The 21,836-nt window shown below is 57.7% G+C and carries 24 protein-coding genes; 12 read left to right on the top strand and 12 right to left on the bottom strand.

The window, feature by feature from the left end:
* Window positions 1–64: 64 nt before the first annotated feature.
* Entirely contained in the window at window positions 65–1,807 is a 1,743-nt protein-coding gene (locus tag AC0V6V_RS08540; RefSeq protein ID WP_486164974.1) for an acyl-CoA dehydrogenase family protein, read from the top strand.
* A gap of 73 nt (window positions 1,808–1,880) precedes the next feature.
* On the opposite strand, the gene AC0V6V_RS08545 is transcribed toward AC0V6V_RS08540, so the two are convergent.
* Window positions 1,881–3,362: a PQQ-dependent sugar dehydrogenase gene (locus AC0V6V_RS08545; protein ID WP_486164975.1), complete on the bottom strand. Its 1,482-nt coding sequence runs from the start codon at window positions 3,360–3,362 to the stop codon at window positions 1,881–1,883.
* Window positions 3,363–3,428: 66 nt separating this feature from the next.
* Here AC0V6V_RS08545 and AC0V6V_RS08550 point away from each other — a divergent pair, with 66 nt between their 5' ends.
* Window positions 3,429–3,923: a GAF domain-containing protein gene (locus tag AC0V6V_RS08550; protein ID WP_486164976.1), complete on the top strand. Its 495-nt coding sequence runs from the start codon at window positions 3,429–3,431 to the stop codon at window positions 3,921–3,923.
* A gap of 191 nt (window positions 3,924–4,114) precedes the next feature.
* The gene (locus AC0V6V_RS08555; protein WP_486164977.1) at window positions 4,115–5,074 is read left to right on the top strand and encodes a glycine zipper 2TM domain-containing protein; all 960 of its coding nucleotides are present in this window, start codon (window positions 4,115–4,117) and stop codon (window positions 5,072–5,074) included.
* Window positions 5,075–5,310: 236 nt separating this feature from the next.
* Here AC0V6V_RS08555 and AC0V6V_RS08560 read toward each other — a convergent pair whose 3' ends face one another.
* The 6 genes from AC0V6V_RS08560 to AC0V6V_RS08585 form a co-directional block, all read right to left on the bottom strand.
* Window positions 5,311–6,324, bottom strand: a complete 1,014-nt coding sequence (locus AC0V6V_RS08560) for a ParB/RepB/Spo0J family partition protein (protein ID WP_486164978.1) — start codon at window positions 6,322–6,324, stop codon at window positions 5,311–5,313.
* A complete protein-coding gene (locus tag AC0V6V_RS08565) occupies window positions 6,321–7,097 on the bottom strand; it encodes a ParA family protein (protein WP_472645777.1) in 777 nt (258 codons plus the stop codon). The genes AC0V6V_RS08560 and AC0V6V_RS08565 overlap by 4 nt, the downstream gene beginning before the upstream one ends.
* 130 nt (window positions 7,098–7,227) lie before the next feature.
* The gene (gene rsmG / locus AC0V6V_RS08570) at window positions 7,228–7,869 is read right to left on the bottom strand and encodes a 16S rRNA (guanine(527)-N(7))-methyltransferase RsmG (RefSeq protein WP_486164979.1); all 642 of its coding nucleotides are present in this window, start codon (window positions 7,867–7,869) and stop codon (window positions 7,228–7,230) included.
* On the bottom strand, window positions 7,866–9,731 hold the full coding sequence (gene mnmG, locus AC0V6V_RS08575) for a tRNA uridine-5-carboxymethylaminomethyl(34) synthesis enzyme MnmG (RefSeq protein WP_486164980.1): 1,866 nt from the start codon (window positions 9,729–9,731) through the stop codon (window positions 7,866–7,868). Before mnmG ends, rsmG begins: the two co-directional genes overlap by 4 nt.
* Before the next feature lie 121 nt (window positions 9,732–9,852).
* Window positions 9,853–11,130 carry a tRNA uridine-5-carboxymethylaminomethyl(34) synthesis GTPase MnmE gene (mnmE, locus tag AC0V6V_RS08580; protein ID WP_486164981.1) on the bottom strand — a complete coding sequence of 426 codons (1,278 nt, stop codon included), beginning with the start codon at window positions 11,128–11,130 and terminating at the stop codon, window positions 9,853–9,855.
* A 37-nt stretch (window positions 11,131–11,167) separates the two neighbouring features.
* Window positions 11,168–11,443, bottom strand: a complete 276-nt coding sequence (locus AC0V6V_RS08585) for a DUF6489 family protein (protein ID WP_486164982.1) — start codon at window positions 11,441–11,443, stop codon at window positions 11,168–11,170.
* A 144-nt stretch (window positions 11,444–11,587) separates the two neighbouring features.
* Here AC0V6V_RS08585 and AC0V6V_RS08590 point away from each other — a divergent pair, with 144 nt between their 5' ends.
* Window positions 11,588–12,001, top strand: a complete 414-nt coding sequence (locus tag AC0V6V_RS08590; RefSeq protein ID WP_486164983.1) for a nuclear transport factor 2 family protein — start codon at window positions 11,588–11,590, stop codon at window positions 11,999–12,001.
* 20 nt (window positions 12,002–12,021) lie between these two features.
* Here AC0V6V_RS08590 and AC0V6V_RS08595 read toward each other — a convergent pair whose 3' ends face one another.
* From AC0V6V_RS08595 to hemE, 5 genes are all read right to left on the bottom strand, one after another.
* On the bottom strand, window positions 12,022–12,426 hold the full coding sequence (locus tag AC0V6V_RS08595) for a BLUF domain-containing protein (RefSeq protein ID WP_486164984.1): 405 nt from the start codon (window positions 12,424–12,426) through the stop codon (window positions 12,022–12,024).
* 117 nt (window positions 12,427–12,543) lie between these two features.
* The gene (locus AC0V6V_RS08600; RefSeq protein WP_486164985.1) at window positions 12,544–12,936 is read right to left on the bottom strand and encodes a BLUF domain-containing protein; all 393 of its coding nucleotides are present in this window, start codon (window positions 12,934–12,936) and stop codon (window positions 12,544–12,546) included.
* A gap of 15 nt (window positions 12,937–12,951) precedes the next feature.
* Window positions 12,952–14,217, bottom strand: coding sequence for a transcription termination factor Rho (rho, locus tag AC0V6V_RS08605; RefSeq protein WP_472643758.1), 1,266 nt, complete (start codon window positions 14,215–14,217; stop codon window positions 12,952–12,954).
* 269 nt (window positions 14,218–14,486) lie between these two features.
* A complete protein-coding gene (locus tag AC0V6V_RS08610) occupies window positions 14,487–14,930 on the bottom strand; it encodes a CopD family protein (protein WP_486166295.1) in 444 nt (147 codons plus the stop codon).
* A 42-nt stretch (window positions 14,931–14,972) separates the two neighbouring features.
* Window positions 14,973–15,989, bottom strand: coding sequence for a uroporphyrinogen decarboxylase (gene hemE, locus AC0V6V_RS08615; protein WP_486164987.1), 1,017 nt, complete (start codon window positions 15,987–15,989; stop codon window positions 14,973–14,975).
* 383 nt (window positions 15,990–16,372) lie between these two features.
* Here hemE and AC0V6V_RS08620 point away from each other — a divergent pair, with 383 nt between their 5' ends.
* The 8 genes from AC0V6V_RS08620 to AC0V6V_RS08655 all read left to right on the top strand — a co-directional run bounded on the left by AC0V6V_RS08620 (window position 16,373) and on the right by AC0V6V_RS08655 (window position 21,835).
* Window positions 16,373–17,218, top strand: a complete 846-nt coding sequence (locus AC0V6V_RS08620) for a pyruvate, water dikinase regulatory protein (protein ID WP_486164988.1) — start codon at window positions 16,373–16,375, stop codon at window positions 17,216–17,218.
* Window positions 17,215–17,817, top strand: a complete 603-nt coding sequence (locus AC0V6V_RS08625; RefSeq protein ID WP_486164989.1) for a Maf family protein — start codon at window positions 17,215–17,217, stop codon at window positions 17,815–17,817. Before AC0V6V_RS08620 ends, AC0V6V_RS08625 begins: the two co-directional genes overlap by 4 nt.
* Window positions 17,814–18,677, top strand: a complete 864-nt coding sequence (aroE, locus tag AC0V6V_RS08630; RefSeq protein WP_486164990.1) for a shikimate dehydrogenase — start codon at window positions 17,814–17,816, stop codon at window positions 18,675–18,677. Before AC0V6V_RS08625 ends, aroE begins: the two co-directional genes overlap by 4 nt.
* On the top strand, window positions 18,674–19,273 hold the full coding sequence (gene coaE / locus AC0V6V_RS08635) for a dephospho-CoA kinase (protein WP_486164991.1): 600 nt from the start codon (window positions 18,674–18,676) through the stop codon (window positions 19,271–19,273). Before aroE ends, coaE begins: the two co-directional genes overlap by 4 nt.
* A 106-nt stretch (window positions 19,274–19,379) precedes the next feature.
* Window positions 19,380–20,093 (top strand): DNA polymerase III subunit epsilon, encoded by a 714-nt coding sequence (gene dnaQ, locus AC0V6V_RS08640; protein WP_486164992.1) that lies wholly within the window; start codon window positions 19,380–19,382, stop codon window positions 20,091–20,093.
* A 72-nt stretch (window positions 20,094–20,165) separates the two neighbouring features.
* On the top strand, window positions 20,166–20,732 hold the full coding sequence (hpf, locus tag AC0V6V_RS08645; protein WP_486137795.1) for a ribosome hibernation-promoting factor, HPF/YfiA family: 567 nt from the start codon (window positions 20,166–20,168) through the stop codon (window positions 20,730–20,732).
* Window positions 20,733–20,862: 130 nt separating this feature from the next.
* Complete coding sequence (locus AC0V6V_RS08650; RefSeq protein ID WP_486164993.1) at window positions 20,863–21,324, top strand: PTS sugar transporter subunit IIA; 462 nt, start codon at window positions 20,863–20,865, stop codon at window positions 21,322–21,324.
* Window positions 21,325–21,331: 7 nt separating this feature from the next.
* Window positions 21,332–21,835, top strand: coding sequence for a PaaI family thioesterase (locus AC0V6V_RS08655; RefSeq protein WP_486164994.1), 504 nt, complete (start codon window positions 21,332–21,334; stop codon window positions 21,833–21,835).
* Window position 21,836: the final 1 nt, after the last annotated feature.

Raw genomic sequence — 21,836 nt, forward strand, 5'->3', positions numbered from 1 at the left:
GCCCTGCCAAGAGGCAGGCGGCCTCCAGCCGAGAAATGCACCCAATCAAAGGACGACCACGCCCGTGACCCCTTACACGCCCCCTACCCAAGACCAATTGCTCGCCATCCGAGTGAACGCCGGGATCGAAGAGTTGGCGCAAAGTGAGCGCTTTGCCAATGCGGAGGCCGATTTGGTCGAGGCGATTGTCGATGGCGTGAGCCAGTTTGCGGCGGGCGAGTTCGCGCCGCTCAACCGCGTGGGGGATCTTGAGGGTGCGAAGCTGGAAAATGGCGTAGTGCGCCTGCCAGAGGGATTTAAGCCCGCCTACCACGCCTATGTCGAGCAAGGCTGGAATGCGATCGCCTCACCAGAGGAGTTCGGCGGCCAGGGCCTGCCCTTCACTCTGTCTTGCAATGTGCTGGAGAACCTGGGGTCCGCCAATATGGCCTTCACCCTGCTGCCGATGCTGTCGGTCGGGGCGATTGAAGCGATTGGCCACCATGGCAGCAAGGATCAGCAGGCAAAATACATGCCGGATCTGGTCAGCGGCAAATGGTCTGGCACCATGAACCTCACCGAGCCGGGCGCAGGCAGCGATGTGGGCGCGCTGCGCTCTACAGCAGAACCCATCACTGAGGGTGAACACGCCGGGAAGTACAAGATTGCGGGCCAGAAGATCTACATCACCTGGGGTGAGCACAACTTGGCTGAGAACATCATTCATCTTGTGCTCGCACGACTGCCTAATGCACCCGAAGGTTCACGCGGCATCTCGCTGTTCCTCGTCCCTAAATATCACGTCAATGACGACGGATCGCTCGGCAATCGCAACGATGTGCGCTGCGTCAGTCTGGAGCATAAGCTCGGCATCAACGCCTCGCCCACTTGCGTTATGAGCTACGGTGACAATGGAGAGTGTATTGGCGAGTTGGTCGGCGCGGAAAACCGCGGCCTGATGGCAATGTTCACGATGATGAACAATGCCCGGATCAATGTCGGCAACCAAGGTGCGCAAATCGCTGAGCGGGCAACCCAGCAAGCAATCTATTATGCGATGGACCGGGTGCAATCGGCCCGCGCTGGTTCGCCTGACAAAACCCCAGTTGCGATTATCGAGCATCCCGATGTGCGGCGTATGATCCTGCGTATGAAGGCCCTGACCGAAGGCGTCCGCGCTCTGCTCTATTACTGCGCCGGCCAAGTGGATCGCGGCACGATTGGCGATGAAGCCGCCGGCGAACGCGCCGAAGTGCTGGTTCCGCTGGTCAAGGCTTGGGGTACAGACATCGGCGTCGAGGTGTCAGGTATCGGCATCCAAGTGCATGGCGGCATGGGCTTTGTTGAAGAGACCGGCGCCGCGCAGCATTGGCGCGATTCCAAGATCGCCCCGATCTATGAAGGCACCAATGGCATTCAGGCCGCCGATCTGGTGACGCGAAAGCTCGGCATGTCGGGCGGCGAAGCTGTCTTTGGCCTGTTTGAGGAAATCGCCCGAGACGCGAGCGACGAAGTGGGCCTTGCGGGACTTGCCAGCGATTGCGCGAATATCGCCCGCTGGATGCGCGATGAGGCAAGCCTGGATGATCGCTTGGCTGGCAGCACCGCGTTCTGCACGATGGCTGCGGTAGCGGTCGCCGGGTGGCAAATGCTGCGCCAGGTGCGCGCTATCGCCGAAGGGGCCGCGCCTGCTCTAGCGGAGACCAAGCCGGTGACAACGCGCTTCTTCCTTGATCATATCGTGCCAGAAGCTTCTGGCTTGAAGGCGAGCGCGATCAGCGGCTCAGGCCTGCTGTATGCCTTGAGCGCCGACAAACTCGCAAGCTAAACGGCACGGCAAGTCCACGCGGCAAAGTTGCGCCGTGCGACTTTTGCGCGAAGCCCTCGCCTGTACCTAGGCGTCACTCGGCGGGCTGGATGCGGGCATAGTCGTCTTCGCCAAAGCTCGCATTGGGGCTACCGCTGAGCTCGCGTTGAGGCTCCAAACGCCGACCTTGCAAACGTTCGATCCCCGCGCCCGCTTCTGCATCGGGCGCAACAGCGCGCCAGATGATCCCCGCAGTGTCGTCTGACACCAGCAAAGAGCCATCGCCGCCCCATTCGACCCAAGTTGGGCGGCCTTTTGTCGTGCCGTCCTCGTTCAAGAAACCAGTCAGCACAGGCACAGGCTTACCCGTCGGATTGCCGCGCTCGTCAAAGGCGACATAGACAACGTCATAGCCGGATGGCGGCTTGCGATTCCAAGACCCGTGCCGCGCGATGAATGCGCCGCTGGCAAATCCATCCCCCATGCGGTGGCCTTCCTTAGTGAAGACCAGACCCAGCGCGGCGACATGCGGGCCAAGCGCATATTCCGGATAGCGAGCATATTCCATCAGATAGGCCGGCATCGGTGCCTCAACCCGGCGATCGATGTTGGTGCGATAATATAGCCACGGCCAGCCATATTGCGCGCCAACCGGCACATTCGTCAGATAGTCTGGCACCAGGTCAGAACCAAGCATGTCGCGCTCATTCACCGTAGTCCACAGCTCACCCGACCATGGGCTAAAGTCGAGACCATTGGGATTGCGCAGACCGACGGCAAACTGGCGTTGACGCCCAGCCGTCAGATCATACTCCCAGATCATCGCCCGGCCTTCTTCGACCTCCATCCCGCTTTCGCCGATATTGCTGACCGAACCGACCGCGACATAGAGGCGATTGCCATCCGGGTGCAGCTCCATATTGCGCATCCAGTGCCCACCGCCCGGCGCCAGATCCATCAGCTTGGTCGGCTCGCCCGTGACAGCTTCCGCACCCAATTCATAAGGGAATGCCAACACGGCATTGTGATTGGCAACGTAAAGCGTGCCATCGTTCCAGCTCATGCCGGATGGGGAATCGAGTCCTTCCGACAGGATCACGCTCTGCTTTTCAGCGACACCGTCTCCGTCCTCATCGCGCAGCAGAATAATTTGATTGGCCGAATCGCCTGCGGCGCCCGCTTCTGAGAACAGATATTCTGCGACCCATCCACGAATGCTGGCCATGATACCACCGTCGCTATCATCCTCCGCCTTGGGCGCCCGGGTCAAAGTGACCAGCACGTCCCCATTCGGCAGGCCGTAGAGTACGCGGGGGTGGTCCAGGCCTTCGGCAAAGCGCGTCACGGCCAGCCCTTCAGCGGCCACAGGCAAAGCGCCTTCTTCCCAGCCGACCGGCTTTGCGATCTGCACCGTCGGGAAACTTTCAGGATCGGGCTCTTCCAAGGTGGGATCGGTGCCCGCGACCTCGTCAACCGACAGCTCAGCGGTGTCGCCGCGCGTCAAAAAGAAACCAGCAATGCCCAGGATCACAAGTAGGACGACCAAAGCGATGAGAATTTTGCGAATAATAGCCATAGCTATCCGCGATATAAGAGGCTCGCCCTTGCGGCAATGGGGGAAGCGATTAGACAGCCAAGTGCCATGTATGATTTCAAACCCGACGAAACCCTCGCGCCAGCTGAACTTTATCGGCAATTGGGCGATGCCGCCGACGCCCTTACCGCCGGGGAGAGCGATGGCATTGCCAATATGGCCAATGTGGCTGCGCTAATCTGGGAATTTGTCCCCCGTCTCAATTGGGCAGGATTCTACCGCGTGGTGCAAAACGGGACGGAAAAGGAGCTGGTGCTCGGGCCGTTTGTCGGCCGCCCTGCCTGTATTCGCATTCCTTTTGGCCAAGGTGTGTGCGGCGCCGCGGCGGCAACTGGCGAAACTCAACTGGTCGAGGACGTCCACGTCTTCCCAGGGCACATTGCCTGCGATGCTGCCAGCCAATCCGAGGTTGTCGTTCCTGTCATGCGCGATGGCGAGGTGATCGCGGTGATCGATTGCGACAGTCCGGAGGCTGCTCGCTTCACGGGAGAGGATGCGCGCGGGTTACAGGCCCTCGCCGCTTTATTGAGCGACCGAATTTAGCTCCCTTTCGGCTAAAAACGTCGGCTGATCACTCAGATATCGCGCTCAATCGCCCCGAAAAGAGACAGTTCCGCTGTTTGGCTGGTTTGGTGTGTTAGTTGATAGTAACTAACAATCTGCCATGGGCTCGGCGTGCGAATCGCACAATATCGCGCCCCATGATCGCTCTATAAGCACAGGGGAAACTTTTGATGTCGACAATCCATTTCGCGCTTCGCAGCCTCAGCGCTCCGGTCGCTGGACTGGCTTTGGCCAGCGCCGCACCTGCCTTCGCACAGGCGGAAGTGGTGATGACCGAGGGAGAGATTCAATCACTCCCGGCGGATCTTCAAACCGCGCCAGCCCCAATGCCTCAGACCTCGATCGCTCCGGCGCAAACCGGTGGGAGCACCTTGGGTGAGACCGAAGAGATCATCATGGGAGAAGACGGTGTCGAAACCGTCATTCGCACGCGTTACATCACGCCGCGCACGGCAACTCGCTCCATCCCGCCAGCGGATGGTGGTTTCGGCCAAGCGGCTCCGGTTCAATATTACCCAGCGTCTCAGCCAGTGGTGTTTGAACGCGAACAATGGCTCGCAGAATGCCGCCGCCGCACCGACGGCCGCGATGGCAAGGAAAAAGGCGGCATCATTGGCAGCCTGCTTGGCGCAATCACCGGCGGTATCATCGGTAACCGCGTATCCAGCGGCGAGCGTTTGGCTGGCACCTTGATCGGTGCGGGCACAGGCGGCTTGGCCGGCCTGGCGATTGGCACCCTGATTGGCGATGGCGACGATGATGATGGCTATGATTGCGAGGCAGCACTCAACGATTATCTTCAGCAGAACAACGGGCTGGTCTCTGCACCGCCACAGCGTTTTGCTAGCCGGACAATCGCGGCGCCGGCTTATGCGTATCCGCAATATGCACCTGCACCCGTCGCCTATGGCTATGGGGGCTGTAACTGCTACCAAGCACAACCATCACAGCAAACAGTCCTGGTTCCGGTACAGACCACTCAACGCCAGCGCGTGATCGTGCGTGAGAATGTCCGCGAGGAGTTTGTACCAGAGCCAGTGCGTGAGCGCACAATTCCAGAGCCACAAATGATCAAGCAGCCCACACGGGTTGTGCCGGCACCGCGCCCGGTCAAAATGATCAAGAACTGAGGTAGGACGGCGGGCTTAGACGCCGCGAAATACCGATATATCAGCGCGCGGGGCTCTCAGTCAGTCTCGCGCGCTTTTGTTTATGTCGTCCGCAAACGAAAGAGCGTCCAACGGGCTAAAAAAGGAGCGCGAGTTGCGCGGCGCGACTTTAAGACACAATTCAATCACGCTGTATAAGCAGCTCAAAGCATTGATTTAGTGAATCTTTGCAAGAATCGCTTGCCGCTGAATCGGCGTTAGATATCGCCGCCCGTCAGCCTCTGGCACACCAGATCCAATTGATCGAGCGTCCGGTAGCGGATCGTGACCGCGCCAGAGCGTGGATCGGCATCGGCCTTAATCCTCACAGTGAGGCCCAGAAATTCCTCCAGGTGGCGCTGGACCGCTTCGATATCGGCATCATTTGCCGGATCGCGCCCGCCCACCTGCGCTTTCGGAGCCTTGGTCGCCACTTTGCCCGCAACCTTGCGCACCATACGCTCAATTTCCCGCACGGAGAGGTTGTCGTTCACCGCCTGCTGAGCGAGGCTTGCGGCGTTTTCTTGTCCAATAAGAGCGCGTGCGTGGCCCATGGACAGCCTGCCACTCTCGACAAGATCAAGCACCGCACTCGGCAGACCCAAAAGGCGCTGAAAGTTCGCCACATGACTGCGCGACTTGTCGACCATGCGAGCGATTTCCGCTTGGGTCATACCCTCACTATCGGCAAGGCGCTGATAGGCGCGCGCCTCTTCGACCGGGTTGAGGTCTTCACGCTGAATATTTTCGATCAGCGCGAGCGCCATCACTTCGCGGTCATCAAGCTCACGAACCAGCGCAGGAATCTCATGCAAGCGCGCCTTTTGCGCAGCCCGCCAGCGGCGTTCGCCCGCAACCAATTGATAGCGGCCCTCGCCGCGCGGCCGAACGATGATCGGTTGAATAACACCGCGCGCTGCAATCGACGCAGCCAGCTCTGCGAGCGCCGCATCATCAAAGTGCTTGCGCGGCTGCCCTGGCAGTGGGCTAATCGACGCTATTGGCAGAGCGGCTAGCCCAGAAACGGGCTTCGCATTTCCATTTTCTGACGCTTTATCAGAGCTCTGCGATGTATCACTACGGACAAGCGGCTCTTCACGCTGAGTTTCGCCCAACAGCGCTCCCAGACCCTTACCGAGCTTCTTCTTCCGGTCACCAGGTCCCCGGTGCGGTACAGAAAATTCAATTTTCTCGCCAGATGGGTTCGAACCCGATTTCACACTACGGCTCATGCGGCTTTCCTTTCTGGCGGGAATCGTCCGATTAACTCGCGGGCCAGCGCGATGTAAGCGCGGCTGCCCGTACAAGAATGATCATAAACAAGCGCTGGTAGCCCGTGGCTCGGCGCTTCCGACAAACGGACATTGCGCGGAATGACCGTTTCAAACACCAAATTGCCGAGGCAATCGCGCACATCGTCAGCGACTTGGTCGGTCAAACGGTTGCGGCGATCAAACATTGTGAGCGCCACGCCAATAATACCCAAATCAGGATTGAAACGCTGTTGGATGCGCTCAACCGTCTGAAGCAATTGGCTGAGGCCTTCGAGCGCGAAGAACTCACATTGCAATGGTACCAGCAGAGTATCGGCGGCGCATAAAGCGTTGAGCGTCAGCAGACCCAAAGACGGCGGACAGTCGATAAAGCAAATATCGTGCTCGCCATGATTGGCCAAAGCCGCTTTGAGTCGCCCGGTCCGCTCTTCGACAGAAACGAGCTCAACCTCAGCGCCGCTCAAATCCACCGTTGCCGGAACGAGATCCAAGCCTGGGATGCTGGTCGGCACAACTGCATCTTCCAACGCAATTTCATCAACTAAGAGGTCATAGCTCGACAGGCCGCGATCATTGGCATCAACGCCCATACCGGTCGACGCATTGCCCTGAGGATCAAGGTCGATCAGCAGGGTCCGCCACCCCGTCGCCGCCATCGCTGTTGCAATATTGATGGCAGTGGTCGTCTTACCAACCCCTCCCTTCTGGTTTGCAATTGCGATTGTCAGCATCTTAACGCGTTCCTTATTGGTGCTCGAACCAGCAAAACTCTAAGCACAAAGACCGCCCATTGCGGGGGATTTGCGCTCAAGCGAGTCCAAAATCGCTGCAACCGAAGCCATTCGACGCCGCGTTCTCAACTCACAAACTGACGATGATACCTGCGTCGCGATCGGTCAATGATTGTTCCACGTGGAACTTCCGCCGATTACGAGCTTTTAGTCCCGCTAACTCATCCGATGCAGACCGGCCTTTGGGGAGAACATAGCGGGTATGCGCGGTACAAAACGGGTGCGAAAGGCGCAGAAGCTTATCAAGTGGTGCGAAGGCACGCGCGGTTATCACATTGACTGGAAATGGTTTTATCTTTTCCAGACGCTCACCCACCACCCGGCATCGCTTGAGGTCTAGTTCGCTGACTAAACCGTTTAGAAACTCAACGCGGCGAGCCCTGGACTCAACCAAAACCATAGGGATGTTAGGTAACAGAGTAGCCAAAATTATCCCCGGAAAGCCTGCGCCTGTTCCCAGATCGAGCCATGGAGTTCCGCTGCGATCTTCGCGTGTTTCACGTGGAACATGTTGTAGAAGCTGAACGCTGTCGGCGATATGGCGCTGCCAAAGCTGACTTTCTGAAGGCTTTGAGATCAGATTTTGTTGTTTGTTTTCAGCAAGAAGAAGTGTTGAGAAGCGCTCCAATCGCTCGATTGCTTCGGCGTCAGCCCACTCACCAACAAACGCACGTGCCTGCTCTTCAGTCTCAATGATGGCGTGATCGCTCATGCGGCGGTTTGCCACCGGCGTGCGTATACCAGCAAAGCCGAGAGAGCAGCCGGCGTAACACCGGGCACACGGCCCGCCGCGGCAAGCGTTGGAGGACTGGCAGAGGTCAGCCGTTCGATCATCTCTGAAGAGAGCCCGGGAACCTCAGCAAATGGGAAGTCACCTGCGAGCGCCAGGCTCTCACTCGCACGGAGATCTCGCAATTCCGCATCCTGACGTGCGAGATAAGGCTCATAAGCCGCATCCTCAGCCATCTCATCAGCAAGGTCTGCATTCGCATAAAGCGCCTCGGCAAGTTCAGTATCAACCCAATTGAGCAGGTCTGCAAATTCGACACCATCATGGCGAAGCCACTCGGAGATAGGCTTTTCACCGCCATCACGCCGAACCGGTAGGCCTGCGTCTGCCAAATCTTTCGAATGGAGCTTTTGCGCGAACAGAGGCACCAACACCTCTCGCATAGTTTCACGTTGCTCAAACCAATTCGAACGATGATCGCCAATGCAGCCGGCATCAATGCCCAGCCTTGTTAGGCGCGTAGAGGCGTTGTTGGCCCGCAACCGTAAGCGGTATTCAGCGCGCGAGGTGAGCATCCGATACGGCTCGCTCACCCCTTGCAGCGTGAGATCATCCACCATCACCGCGATGTAAGAATTCGCGCGGTCCAAAACAGGTGCCTCGCGGTCAGTCTCTGCAGCTGCCGCGTTAAGACCTGCAATCAAGCCCTGCGCAGCCGCTTCCTCGTAGCCCGTCGTCCCGTTAATCTGCCCGGCGCAATAGAGCCCTGGGATAGCTCGCAACTCAAGGTCGGGTGTCAGCGCCCGTGGATCAATATGGTCATATTCCACTGCATAGCCCGGTTCGACGATTTCCGCTTGGGACAGACCCGCCATTGCGCGAACCATATCGCGCTGAACATCCACCGGAAGGGAGGTGCTGATCCCGTTTGGATAGACCAAATGCGTGTTTAGGCCTTCCGGCTCCAAGAAAACCTGATGCCCATCGCGATCCCCAAATCGGTGGATCTTGTCCTCGATCGAAGGGCAATAACGCGGGCCGGCCGCGTCAATCGCGCCGGAAAACAGCGGAGAGCGGTGCAGATTAGCGCGAATGGCGTCATGCGCCGCCTCTGTGGTCCGCGTGATTGCGCAAAACACCTGAGGGTTCGCGCGCTTTTCAGTGAGCGCCGACATGGTCCAACTTTCATCGTCTGAAGCTTGCTCGGGCAATGCCGCCCAATCAATCGTGCGCCCATCAATTCGAGGCGGCGTACCTGTCTTCAGCCGCGCCATAGGCAGATCGGCGCCGCGCAGTTGCTCGGCCAAACGCTGAGCGGAATTTTCACCAATGCGCCCGCCGGTAAAGCGCTCTTCGCCGCGAAACAAAGTCCCGCCGAGAAAAGTCCCCGTGCAAAGGATCACGCGCGGCGCATCCATTGCCGTGCCATCGGCCAGCTCCAGGCCGACCACCCGTCCGCCCTCTAACCGCAGCGCCGCAGCCTCTCCGGCGATCAACGTCAGATTCGCTTGCGCTTTAATGATCCGCTGAACTTCAGCTTTGAACAGCACACGATCAGCCTGAACACGCGGACCCCAAACGGCGCTCCCTTTGGAACGATTGAGCATACGGTAATGGATGGCGCCCGCATCCGCTGCGCGGCCAATCACCCCGTCGAGCGCATCGACTTCGCGAACCAGATGACCCTTGCCCAGTCCGCCAATCGCCGGATTGCAGCTCATCGCGCCAATGGTTCTGAGATCAAAGCTGACCAACCCGGTGCGCGCGCCCATGCGAGCCGCCCCACAGGCAGCCTCCACACCGGCGTGACCGCCGCCAATAACGAGGACATCAAAGCTATGCATGCTGCGCCAGATAGGATGTCACGCCGCTTGGGTCAAAGCTGTTTCACGTGAAACACCGCTCGGTTTGACTGATTTGTTTTGAGGTGCGCCACTATCGAAGGTCTTTCTCCGCCGAGAAAGCCTACTTCCCAATGCAGAAGCGCCCAAACAGCGTGTCCAGCATATCTTCGGTGGTCGTGCGACCAATGAGGCGATCAAACGCGCCTCGGGCCTGTCTTAGCTCCTCTGCGCACAATAGCGGATCACGTTGACCAATCGCTCCGTGCAGCGCCTGAGCGCCGTCAGATAGGACCGAATGCTGCCTTGCATTCAGCGCTGCTTCGCCGGGCTTCGGCAGAGCCGCCCTCGCCGCGGCGACCAGACCCTGTTTTAGCACATCAACACCGGCACCTGTTGTCGCCGACAAAACGTAGTCGGCAGAAGGTTTCGCCTGATAATCATCCGCATCGCTCTTGGCCGCCACTTCCCAGGCCCCATTAGGGCCCTCGCCTTCAGGCCCAAGCCATAGAACCGTATCCGCTCGCCCAAGCTGCTCGCGGGCACGGTCAATCCCGATCCGCTCGATTGCATCATCGCTTTCCGCCCTTAGGCCCGCGGTATCGACGAAACTAAACGGGACGCTCGCAATGGCGACGTTCCGCTCGATCACATCACGCGTGGTACCGGCAATGTCCGACGTGATCGCCGCTTCGCTCTGAATCAAAGCATTGAACAGCGTGGATTTGCCGGAATTGGGCGGACCGGCCAGCACCACTCGGTAGCCCTCGCCCAATTTCTCGGCCCGCGGGCGGCCCAGCCATTCGTCCAGATCTTGCGACAACGCACCGATGTCCTCGGCAAACTGCGGGGGCAGAACTGACACATCGTCTTCATCCGAAAAGTCGAGTGCTGCCTCCAATCGCGCGGAAAGCCGCAAAACAGACGTGCGCCATGCCTCTACCTGGGCTGAAAAAGCGCCGCCCGCCATTTGGATCGCCGCCGCCCTTTGAAGCTCCGTTTCAGCGCTGAGCAGCTCTCCCAACCCCTCCGCTTCGGCCAAATCAATTCGCCCATTGGCAAAGGCCCGCCGGGTAAATTCACCAGCCTCCGCTGCTCGAAGGCCCTTAAGTTCCTTCAGAGCGCCCGACACTGCGGCCAAGACCGCCCTGCCCCCATGGCAATGCAGTTCTGCCAAATCTTCGCCAGTCGCCGTTGCTGGCCCGGGGAACCATAGAACGAGCGCGTGATCGAGCGGCCCACCGTCCGCGTCTCGCAATGCCGCGAGTGATGCGCGGCGCGGCGTGAAATCTCGCCCCGCCAGCTTGCGCAATGCAGACTCTGCTTCAGGACCGCTAATCCTGATGACGCCAATCGCAGCAGGAGGCGCACCGCTGGAGATCGCAAAGATGGTGTCACTCATTCAATGCAGGCCTAAGTAATTCATTTTATTCAATATGTTAATCGTCAGAACTGTCTTTTTTCGAGCGCGATGATCCGCCCATCGTCCCTGCCCGCATGCCATTCTCAACAAAGTTCTGGAACATCTTCAGCCCCATCTGACCCATAGGCGCCAAGGCCTGAGCATATTCCTGCAATTGATCAGGGCTGCTCACGCCTTTCATCGCTTTGGTGATGTTATCCACGTAAGCGTTGTTGGCTTCCGTCACATCAGGCAAGCCCATGAAGCTGCGCGCTTCTTCTGGCGTGCAATCAATCTCAATATTGACCTTCATTGGGTGTCCTCTCCATCCTCACGGGGCCGATCGCCCTGGCATTTGCGCTCAGCTGTGCGCTGTAACATTTGGTTTGGCATTGGCGAAGCGCGATGCATAGTATCAACCGGACACCAAGCGAAATTAATGACCCTAGGACGCGATATGACAAGCATGACCGCCCATGAGGCACTCAAAAGGTGGCATCAAATCGCCGAAAACGGCAGCAAAGCATCAGAATTGGCCAGTATCATGCACGAAGATGCGGTTTTTCACTCCCCGGTCGTCCACACACCGCAAGAGGGACGTCCGATCGTCGTCGCCTATCTTTCAGCTGCGGGGCAAACGCTCGGCAACGCCAGTTTTCGCTATATTCGCGAAGTTGTTAGCGACAACACAGCAGTGCTCGAATTTGAGACTGAAATGGACGGTATCAAAGTGAACGGCATAGACCTGATTACCTTCGATGAAGAAGGAAAAATCAAGGATTTCAAGGTTATGGTGCGGCCGCTAAAGGCCGTAAACAAGGTCTGGGAGATGATGGCCGCGCAATTGGAATCCCAAAAGGCGGCAAGCTGAGAACGGACGAAACTTCGCGTTTATGCTGCTTTGGCTGAGGCCGATCTCAGGAACTCTTCAACAAATGGCAAAATTCCGGCGTCCCGAACGGATTCTTCCAAAGCCCCAAGACTGGCCGCCCAATCATCGCCACTTTGAACGGCAATTCGCTGCATTGCCCAGCGATCAAAATGTGTCCTTTGAACAGATTGATCGCGCAAAACCTCGATCTTCTCATGGCGAGGATCTTTGCAAATTGTCTCAAAGACATCACTTACCGCATCGCCCGGCCCTTCAAGGACCTGAAAAAACGACTCACCTGAATAAATGAGAAAGCCGCGCAGCTCTTTCGCAGTGTTGTTGCGAACGGACGTCTGGATAATTTCAAACACACCGCCTTCGCCGAGTTCAGGCGTTTGGACACTGCTGTAGATGATTTGACGCACGGCTTCTTTCCCCTTGGATAGCCGCCGGATACAGTCTGAGTGAAAACGATCAGTTAACGCGGTTAAGATGGTTTGCGGGTAGCAGAATTCATCAACGTTAGCCTCGGCAGCTGAAAGTCAGTTCAAAATCGCGAAATTGACGATCAATTTGCGTGTTTGCGGCTCCAAACCGGGCGGAAGCTCGGCCTCTAGCAAACGCTGACGCTCTTCAACGGGTTCTGCGATCAATATTCGCTTCATCGCCCAGTCCGAGCACGCCCGCTCAGCAATATTACGCCGATCAAGCAAGGAAACGCCGGAATGGCGCGGGTCATAGGAAATCCGCAGCATCAAATCGACCAGCTCCGCCTCTTCCCCCTCAAGCAGTTGGAGGAAGTTTCGCCCATTATACAGCAGCAGGCCCGTCACCCCGCGCGCGGGATTGTTACGAGCGCTGCTGCCTAAGATCGATTCCACTTCCTCGCGCGAGAGGCTCGGCGCGGTGCTGATATAGAGATATTGCCGCAGCATCTCGTCAGCCAGCTTCTATTGGTTCATCGTTTCGAAGAAGTCTTCGTTGGTCTTGGAGTCCTTCATCTTGTCGAGCAGGAATTCCATCGCATCGACCGTACCCATTTGCATCAGGATCCGGCGCAACACCCACATCTTGGAGAGCTTGTCCTTCTCAACCAGTAGCTCTTCCTTACGCGTACCGGATTTACCAACATCGAGTGCAGGGAAGATGCGCTTATCAGCAACCTTACGGTCCAACACGATTTCAGAGTTACCGGTGCCTTTGAATTCTTCAAAGATAACTTCGTCCATCCGGCTACCGGTGTCGATCAGTGCGGTCGCGATGATGGAAAGCGAGCCGCCCTCCTCAATGTTACGTGCGGCACCAAAGAAGCGCTTAGGGCGCTGTAGCGCGTTGGCATCCACACCGCCGGTCAGAACCTTACCAGAGCTTGGCACGACCGTGTTGTAGGCCCGGCCAAGACGCGTGATGGAGTCAAGCAGGATCACCACGTCGTTCTTGTGTTCGACCAGGCGTTTTGCTTTTTCGATAACCATTTCAGCGACTTGAACGTGGCGATTGGCCGGTTCATCAAAGGTTGAGGAGATCACCTCGCCCTTCACGCTACGCTGCATGTCGGTGACTTCTTCCGGCCGCTCATCCACCAGCAACACCAGAAGGTGCACTTCAGGGTGATTGTCGGTGATAGCCTTGGCGATGTTTTGCAGTAGAACCGTTTTACCAGTCCGAGGCGGCGCAACGATCAATGCGCGCTGGCCCTTACCCTGAGGTGAGATGATATCGATCACTCGGGCGGATTTGTCTTTGACCGTCGGATCGGCCTGATCGAGCGTCAGCTTTTCATCCGGATAGAGCGGCGTAAGGTTGTCAAAATTGGTGCGCATCCGCACCTTTTCTGGGTCTTCGAAGTTTACGCTGGTGAGATCGGTCAGCGCGAAATAGCGCTCCCCCTCTTTCGGTGCGCGAATTTGCCCCTCAACGGTATCGCCGGTGCGCAGGCCCCATTTGCGGATCTGGTTTGGTGACACGTAAATATCGCCTGGGCCAGCCAGATAGTTCGCATCTGGCGAGCGCAGGAAACCAAAGCCGTCCTGCAGCACTTCGATCGTGCCGATCCCCATGATGTCTTCGTTATATTCTTCGTCCTCAGCGAGCTCGCGCAGGATGCTGAACAGCAAATCTTGCCGCCGCATGGTCGAGGCACTTTCAACGCCCAATTCTTCGGCCATCTGGACGAGTTCAGCGGGGGTTTTCAGTTTTAAGTCTTTAAGATGCATAGTAATTTCAGTTCCGTCTTGGAGATGACCGGCGGGTCAGTGCCTCTTTTGAAAAGAGGTGCCAGATCGCAGATTTACGAGCAGGCTTGGGCTTGGAGAAAGCAGACCTGATAACGCGATTGCCGCGCCATCAAAGCCGGGTTGATGGATTGCAAAATATGAGAGCGGCGCGCTTAGGTCAATTCCCGAATTGCTGCTGGCCTGAGAAAGGCAGGTGTAAGGCGCCGGATAAGTCTGAGGAAAACCCGATAGCGCAAAAGTCGCCTCGCTCAGAACGGCCGTGTGTAGACCAGCACCACGACCACAACGAGGATCAGACCGGGCACTTCACCGAACATGCGCAATTGCTTTTCGGTCAGCGGTCGCTCACCGCGGGCCATCTTTTTCGTCTGGCCCACCAACCAGCCATGATAGCCTGTCAGCGCCAGCACCAGAGCCAGTTTCGCGTGGAACCAACCTTGCGTGAATGCGCCGGTGGAATAGGCCAAGGTTAGGCCCAAAACCCACACGATTATGAGGCTGGGCGTCATGATGATCTTACGCAGCTTGCCCATGCGCTCGGCCCATTTCGCCTCGCCTTCAGAGCCGCTGGCGTGATCAAGAATGTAGATGCATTGGCGCGGCAGCATGAACAGCCCCGCCAACCAAAACACCATGAAAATCACATGGCCTGCTTTGAGCCACACGTACATCAACGAAAGAGGATCCTGCATGCAGCCTGTGTAGGGAGACTTGGCGTGAATTTCATCCCCTGATCAGCCCCGAATGGTTTCAAGCAAGCTTTCGACATGCTCAATCGGCGTGAATTGACCAATGCCATGTCCCAGATTGAAGACATGTGGACGCCCGGCAAAGGCACGCAGGATCAGTTTTGCACGGGCGCCAACGGCATCGCCGCCCGCCTCGAGCAACAGTGGATCAAAATTGCCCTGAACCGGCATTCCGTCAGGTAAAACCGAATGGACCCAGTCTGGATCAAGCGTCTCATCCATCCCGATCGCATCGACCCCGGTCTCGCGCGCATAGCCGGGCAGTTTCGCGCCAGCACCCTTCGGAAATCCAATAATGGGCGTGTCGGGATGGGACTGCTTCACCGCTGCAACGATCTTTGCGTTCGGCGCAATAACCCAGCGCTCAAACTCATCTGGCGCAAGACTTCCCGCCCAGCTGTCGAACAATTGGACCGCCTCTGCCCCGGCGTCGATCTGACCGCGTAAATAACCGATGGTCACATCGATGATCGCATCCAAGATTGCCTGCATACGGGCCGGATCGCGGTACGCGAGCAAGCGCGCTGGACCCTGATCTTTGCTACCCTCGCCAGCGATCATGTAGGTCGCAACGGTCCACGGACTGCCCGCGAAACCGAGCATGGTGACCTCTTCGCTGATCATGCCGCGCGTCAGCCGCACGGTCTCATAGATTGGATCAAATCGCTCTGGCGCCGCGGTGAAGTCTTCAAGCTTCGCCTCCAGCAAAGTGGGGCTCAGTTTGGGTCCCTCGCCTGCGAGAAATGCGAGGCCCTGACCCATCGCATGGGGAACGATCAGAATATCAGAAAACAGGATGGCCCCGTCAAAGCCGAACCGGCGAATGGGTTGAACCGTGATCTCAGCCGCTGCTTCGCTGTCGTAAACAAGCTCCAGGAAACCACCCTTTTCGGCACGTAACTCCCTGTATTCGGGTAAATACCTACCGGCTTGTCTCATCAGCCAAATGGGAACCTTTTCCTGTTTGGTTCCTTTAAGAGTATCGAGCAAGATGCCCGGCATAGAATGGCTCCAATCAATAAATATATATATTTATATAAGGTTTGTAGGAGTTTGTTGGCCCTGTGGAAATCGGGAATTACCAGCCTCTGCCTGATTTCTCCGGCTCTGAACAGACCCAAAGGTGAACGCGAATCTAGGTATTTATGCGGTCAAGCCATTCTTATCCCCGCTCTCCCCAGCCTGTTTAAACTCGCCGTCCCGTGTCGACAAATGGGTAGCCCAAAGCCTGTCACTGGGCATGAATCTCGTCCCCGATCTTGTCGACCGTTTTCTCCCGTGGTTTATACCTATGTCTATCAACATGCTCTCGCTGCTGATAAAGCATAGCGACCAAGCAGCATGAAATTGGCACTGCGCCGACCAGGGATCACACACCAAACGCTATGAACCGGCTGAATCTGCATCTCGTATCGGATTCTACCGGCGAAACATTGGAGATGATCGCTAAGGCGGCTTTGGCTCAGTTTGATGATCCCGAAGTAAACCGTCACTTTTGGCCTATGGTGCGTTCGCGCAACCATCTCGACCGGATTGTACCTGATCTGGCCGACAATCCAGGCTTGGTGCTCTTCACACTAGTCAATCCTGACACCCGCGCCCGGCTTGAGGAGCATTGCCGTCAACTCGGACTACCAGCGGTTCCCGTGCTGGATGGCGTCACGGCGGCGTTAGAGGCGCAATTGGGCGAAGAGGCGCACGGCCGCCCGGGCCGCCAACACCTCATGGATGAGGCCTATTTCAAGCGGGTGGAGGCGATTCAGTTCACCATCGCGCATGATGACGGCATCGGCTGGGAAAATTGGGAAGAGGCCGACATTGTCCTGGCTGGTGTTTCGCGCAGCTCAAAGACACCAACCAGCATCTATCTGGCCAACCGCGGCTATAAGGTCGCAAATATCCCACTGGTCGTGGAAAGCCCTCCGCCCAAAGCGCTGTTTGGCCTGCGGCATCCCTTGGTCGTCGGGCTTACCACCGCGCCAGAGCGCTTGGTCCAAATTCGGCGCAACCGCCTACTGTCACTCAATGAGGGCACAGAGACCTCCTATGTTGACGGTGACCGGGTAAAGGATGAGCTGCAATTTGCCCGCCGGATGTTTGCCGACAATGGCTGGCCCGTGATCGATGTGACGCGCCGCTCGATTGAGGAAAGCGCGGCGGCGATTATTCGCCTGGTGCAAGAGCGGGAGCGCCGCGATCGACCGGTTGATGGGACGGCGAAACCGATATGAGCGCGCCCTCCCCGAAACTCATATTAGCCTCCAAGTCGGCCTCTCGTCGCGCGATGCTTGATGCTGCTGGGGTGACCTATGAAGCGCGCCCCGCCGCAATTGACGAGCGCGCGCTTGAGGATGAAATGGCTGCCGCTGCCTCGCATGAGATTGCTGAGGCACTAGCGGTCGCGAAGGCGGCGGCGATTGCGACCGAAGAGCCTGATGCGTTGGTTTTGGGCAGCGATTCTTTGGTGGTCGCGGGCGGCAAACGCTTCGACAAGCCCACCGGCCGGGCGAATGCAGCGGAGCATTTGCGGTTTTTCTCTGGCAAAGCGATTGAGCTGCACAGCGCGGCGGCGCTGGTGCGCGCAAACACATGCGAATGGAGCGCGACATCGCTTGCAAAATTGCATGTTCGCGAGCTGTCAGAGGACTTTATCGAGCATTATCTGAGCCACGAATGGCCAGAGATCGGCTTTACTGTGGGCTGCTTTCGGATTGAGGCTCTGGGCGTGCAATTGTTCGAGGAAATTGAAGGCGATCAATTCACCGTTCTGGGCATGCCGCTGCTGCCTGTGCTCGGCGCGCTGCGCGAACTGGACGTGCTACCCTCATGAGCGAGCCCAAACCTTATGCCGAGGTGATCGGCGATCCGATTGCGCAGTCCAAATCGCCTCTGATCCATGGGTTTTGGCTTAAACAGCTTGGGATTGAAGCTGATTATCGCTCTCACCGGGTCACTAGCGCTGATCTGGCCGCCTATATTGCTGAGCGCCGCGAGGATCCGGCCTGGCGCGGCTGCAACGTCACTATGCCACTGAAACAAGAGATGATCCCGCTCCTTAGCAAGGTGGAGGGTGATGCGCAGAAGATTGGCGCGGTCAATACGGTGTATCGAGGGGACAATGGAGAGCTTATCGGCACCAACACGGATGCGGTGGGCTTTACAGAGCCGCTGCAGGAAATTTTGGCCAGCGAGCATCTGTTTCGCATGGCGCGCATCATCGGGACCGGCGGAGCGGCCAGGGCGATCATCACTGCCCTCACCGCGCATGGCTTCACCCTCGTGATCGCCGCGCGCAATCAGGCGAAAGCAAAGCAATTACTGAAAGAACTACACCCCAAGGGCGAGCATTACATCGCCCCACTCGATCATTTTGCGAAGCCCACAGACTTTGCCTTTGATGACCGCGACAGGTGCCTCGATCTGGTGGTGAACGCATCGCCTTTGGGCATGCGAGGCAGCCCCGAACTGGTGTTTGACTGGAGCCATGCGCCGCCCGGAAGCATTGCCTATGATATTGTCACTGACCCGGTTGAGACCCCGTTCTTGCAGCACGCGGCTAAGGCAGGTTTTTCGACAATTGGTGGACTATCGATGTTGATCGGTCAGGCGGCAGCAGCGTTTGAGAAGTTTTTCGGGCAGGCCCCGCCCCGCGATCACGATGCGCAGCTGCGCGAGCTCATATCTCAGTGAGCAAGCCGTTTATCCTCGGCCTCACCGGTTCAATCGGCATGGGCAAGTCGACCGTTGCGGCCATGTTTGAGGCGCAAGGTGTTCCCGTGTTTGATGCTGATGCGCAGGTTCGGGCAATGCAGGGCCCCGGCGGATCATTGCTGCCCGCGATTGAGGCGGCCTTTCCCGGTTCAACCGGACCAAATGGCGTTGAGCGAGAGGCGCTGGGTAAACTGGTGTTTGCAGAGCCAGAGAAGCTGCGACAGCTAGAGGGTATTGTACACCCTGCGGTGGGCCAGAAGCGCGCCGAGTTCCTGCAAGACAATGCAGGCGCTCCGCTGCTGGTGTTTGACATACCGCTCCTGTTCGAAGGTGGCGGCAATGAAGCGGTCGACGCGGTTGTGGTTGTCTCCGCCCCGCCAGAGACGCAGCGCGAGCGGGTGCTTGCCCGCCCCGGCATGACGGCGGAGAAATTTGAGCACATTCTCGGCCTGCAAGTGCCCGACAGCGAAAAGCGCAAACGCGCAGATTATGTGATTGATACAGGCACTTCGTTGGAGGAAACCGAGGCGGCGGTGAGCGATTTGATTGCGCAGCTTACCACTAACACCGCCTGACGCGCCGCGCAGCTTTGGCTAACCACCACCTAATGGCACCAATTTGAGTTAAGCTGCTGCAATTGACCTCTTGCGCCTTCGCAATCTTGGTCCGATAGTACCGCCAATGCGCGAAATCGTCTTTGATACTGAAACCACCGGCCTCGATCCTAAGACAGGCGACCGGATGGTTGAAATTGGCTGTGTTGAGATGGTGGGGCGGGTGCCAACAGGCGCCAGCTATCACGCCTATTACAATCCTCAGCGCGATATGCCCCAGGCCGCAGAGGCGGTTCATGGACTGTCGATCTCATTTCTTGAGACAAAGCCCTTGTTCAAAGACACGGCGGGCGAATTGCTGGAGTTTCTGGGTGATGCGCCGCTCGTTGCGCACAATGCCAGCTTTGACTTTGGCTTTTTGAACAATGAGTTGGTTCTGATCGGGATGGAGCCGATCTCATTGGACCGGATGGTTGATACGGTCGCTCTGGCGCGCAAGAAACATCCTGGCTCCAAGCTGTCATTGGATGCGCTTTGTACGCGTTACGGCATTGATCGCAGCCACCGGGTGAAGCACGGGGCGCTGCTCGATGCGGAACTGCTGGCGCAGGTTTATGTTGAGCTAACCGGTGGTCGCCAAATTGGCTTGGGGCTCGCAGCGGACGCAGGATCTGACGTGGCAAGCGGCCGGGAAGATGTCAGCGTGCCAGCGGCGGCTTTGGCCGCAGCGGCAAAGCGGCGCGATCGCCGCGAACCGCGCCCGCATGCAGCTACGGCAGAGGAACTGGCGCGGCACAAGGCGTTCGTAGAAGGAATTGAAAAGGCAATCTGGGCGCGTTGAGTTCTCTCACATCATAACGCGCGTATTGGATTTGGGGCATTTGGGTCGAACACAATAAAGGAGACAGCCACAATGGATATCCGGGTTTCAGGGCATCAAGTGGAAACTGGCGCGGCATTGCAGGAGCATGTCGAAGACCGTTTAGGCGGCATCGTCGATAAATATTTCGACCGAGCGATCTCCTCTCATGTCACCTTTGGCAAAGCGCCAGGCGGCGCGTTCTCATGCGACATTGTGACGCATGTGATGCAGGGCCTGATCCTGAAGGCTCGGGCGGATGCGCATGACGCGCACCAAGCGCTGGATAATGCGGCGGCCAAGATTGATAAGCAGCTGCGCCGCTACAAACGCCGCCTCAATGACCGGCATGAACAAGCCGACCATGCGAAGCGTGAAGAAGAGGCAGCCTACACTATCTTTGCTGCTTCCGAAGAGCCTGAAGAAGAGGTCGTAGCGGACGCACCGCTGGTAGTTGCAGAGACTAGCACAGACATCCCATCGTACAGCGTTGCAGACGCTGTGATGATGCTGGATTTGCGCGATACGAACGCATTATTCTTCAAAAATGCTGGCACTGAGAGGCATAATATGGTTTATCGCCGCTCAGATGGCTCAATCGGTTGGGTTGAGCCGCGATAGGGCAGCGCAGCACCCAAGCTGACAAAATGCCCCTTCATGACCGCAGGAGAAACGCCGCGCAGGACAGCGGCAACCCCCGGTGATGTGGTTATGACATGCGAGTGACTGAATTAGGATCACGATTTTTGCCATGGATGTAAATCTGAGATTGCTGCCCGAGGCGGTTGCCTCGGCTCGTTTGGAAACGCGCCAGCAAGTCCTGAGCCAGATTGCCGAGATGTTCTCGGAGGTTCATGGACTTGATCGCGTGGATATACTTGAGCGTTTGGAAGAGCGTGAGGCGCTTGGCAGCACCGGCTTTGGCCGGGCTGTCGCGATTCCGCACTGCCGCTCCCCTGAGGTCAAGCGCCCCACTGTTGTTTTGCTACGCCTGGAGCAGCCGGTCGATTTTGCTGCGGCTGATGCCATGCCTGTGAGCCTCATTTTCGGCCTGGTTTCGCCAGAAGATGCGGGCGCGACTCACCTGCATGCTTTGGCGACCATTTCGCGGTTGATGCGCGATGATGCGATCCTGGATGCGGTGCTAGAGGCGCCGGATGCTGATGCGCTTTATTCCGTTCTGACCAATCAATTCCTGCGTGATGCCGCCTGAGGATCACATGAGCGAGCCTGCGACGGATTTGGGCGCAGAGGCCTCTTCCGGAGGTGCTGAGCGGCATTACCGCGCGCTTGAAGGGTTGTATAACTCAGCCCCGATCAACGCGAAATTCGCCTCTGATCTCGCGATTGTCGAAGAAGGACGCTCGCGCCTGACCTTCACCATCACCGACGATGTGTTTCACGCCGCTGGTGCGGCCCACGGCACGATCTATTTCAAAATGCTCGATGATGCGGCCTTTTACGCGGCCAATACGTTGGCAACCGATCGCTTTTTGCTCACGACCAGTTTCAACTTGCATTTCACCAAGCCTGTGCGGGCGGGAGAGGTCGTGGCCGAGGGGCGCTGGGTCAGCGGAAAGCGCAGGGTGTTTGTCGCCGAATCGCGACTGGTCGATGCCGAAGGTGATGAGATTGGCCGCGGCACAGGCACATTCATGCGCTCGCGGATCGCGCTGTCCAGCCTGTCTGGCTACACCTCTCACCGGGACAGCTCAGGCCAGTAAA

Source organism: Erythrobacter sp. S249 (genome assembly GCF_057364975.1).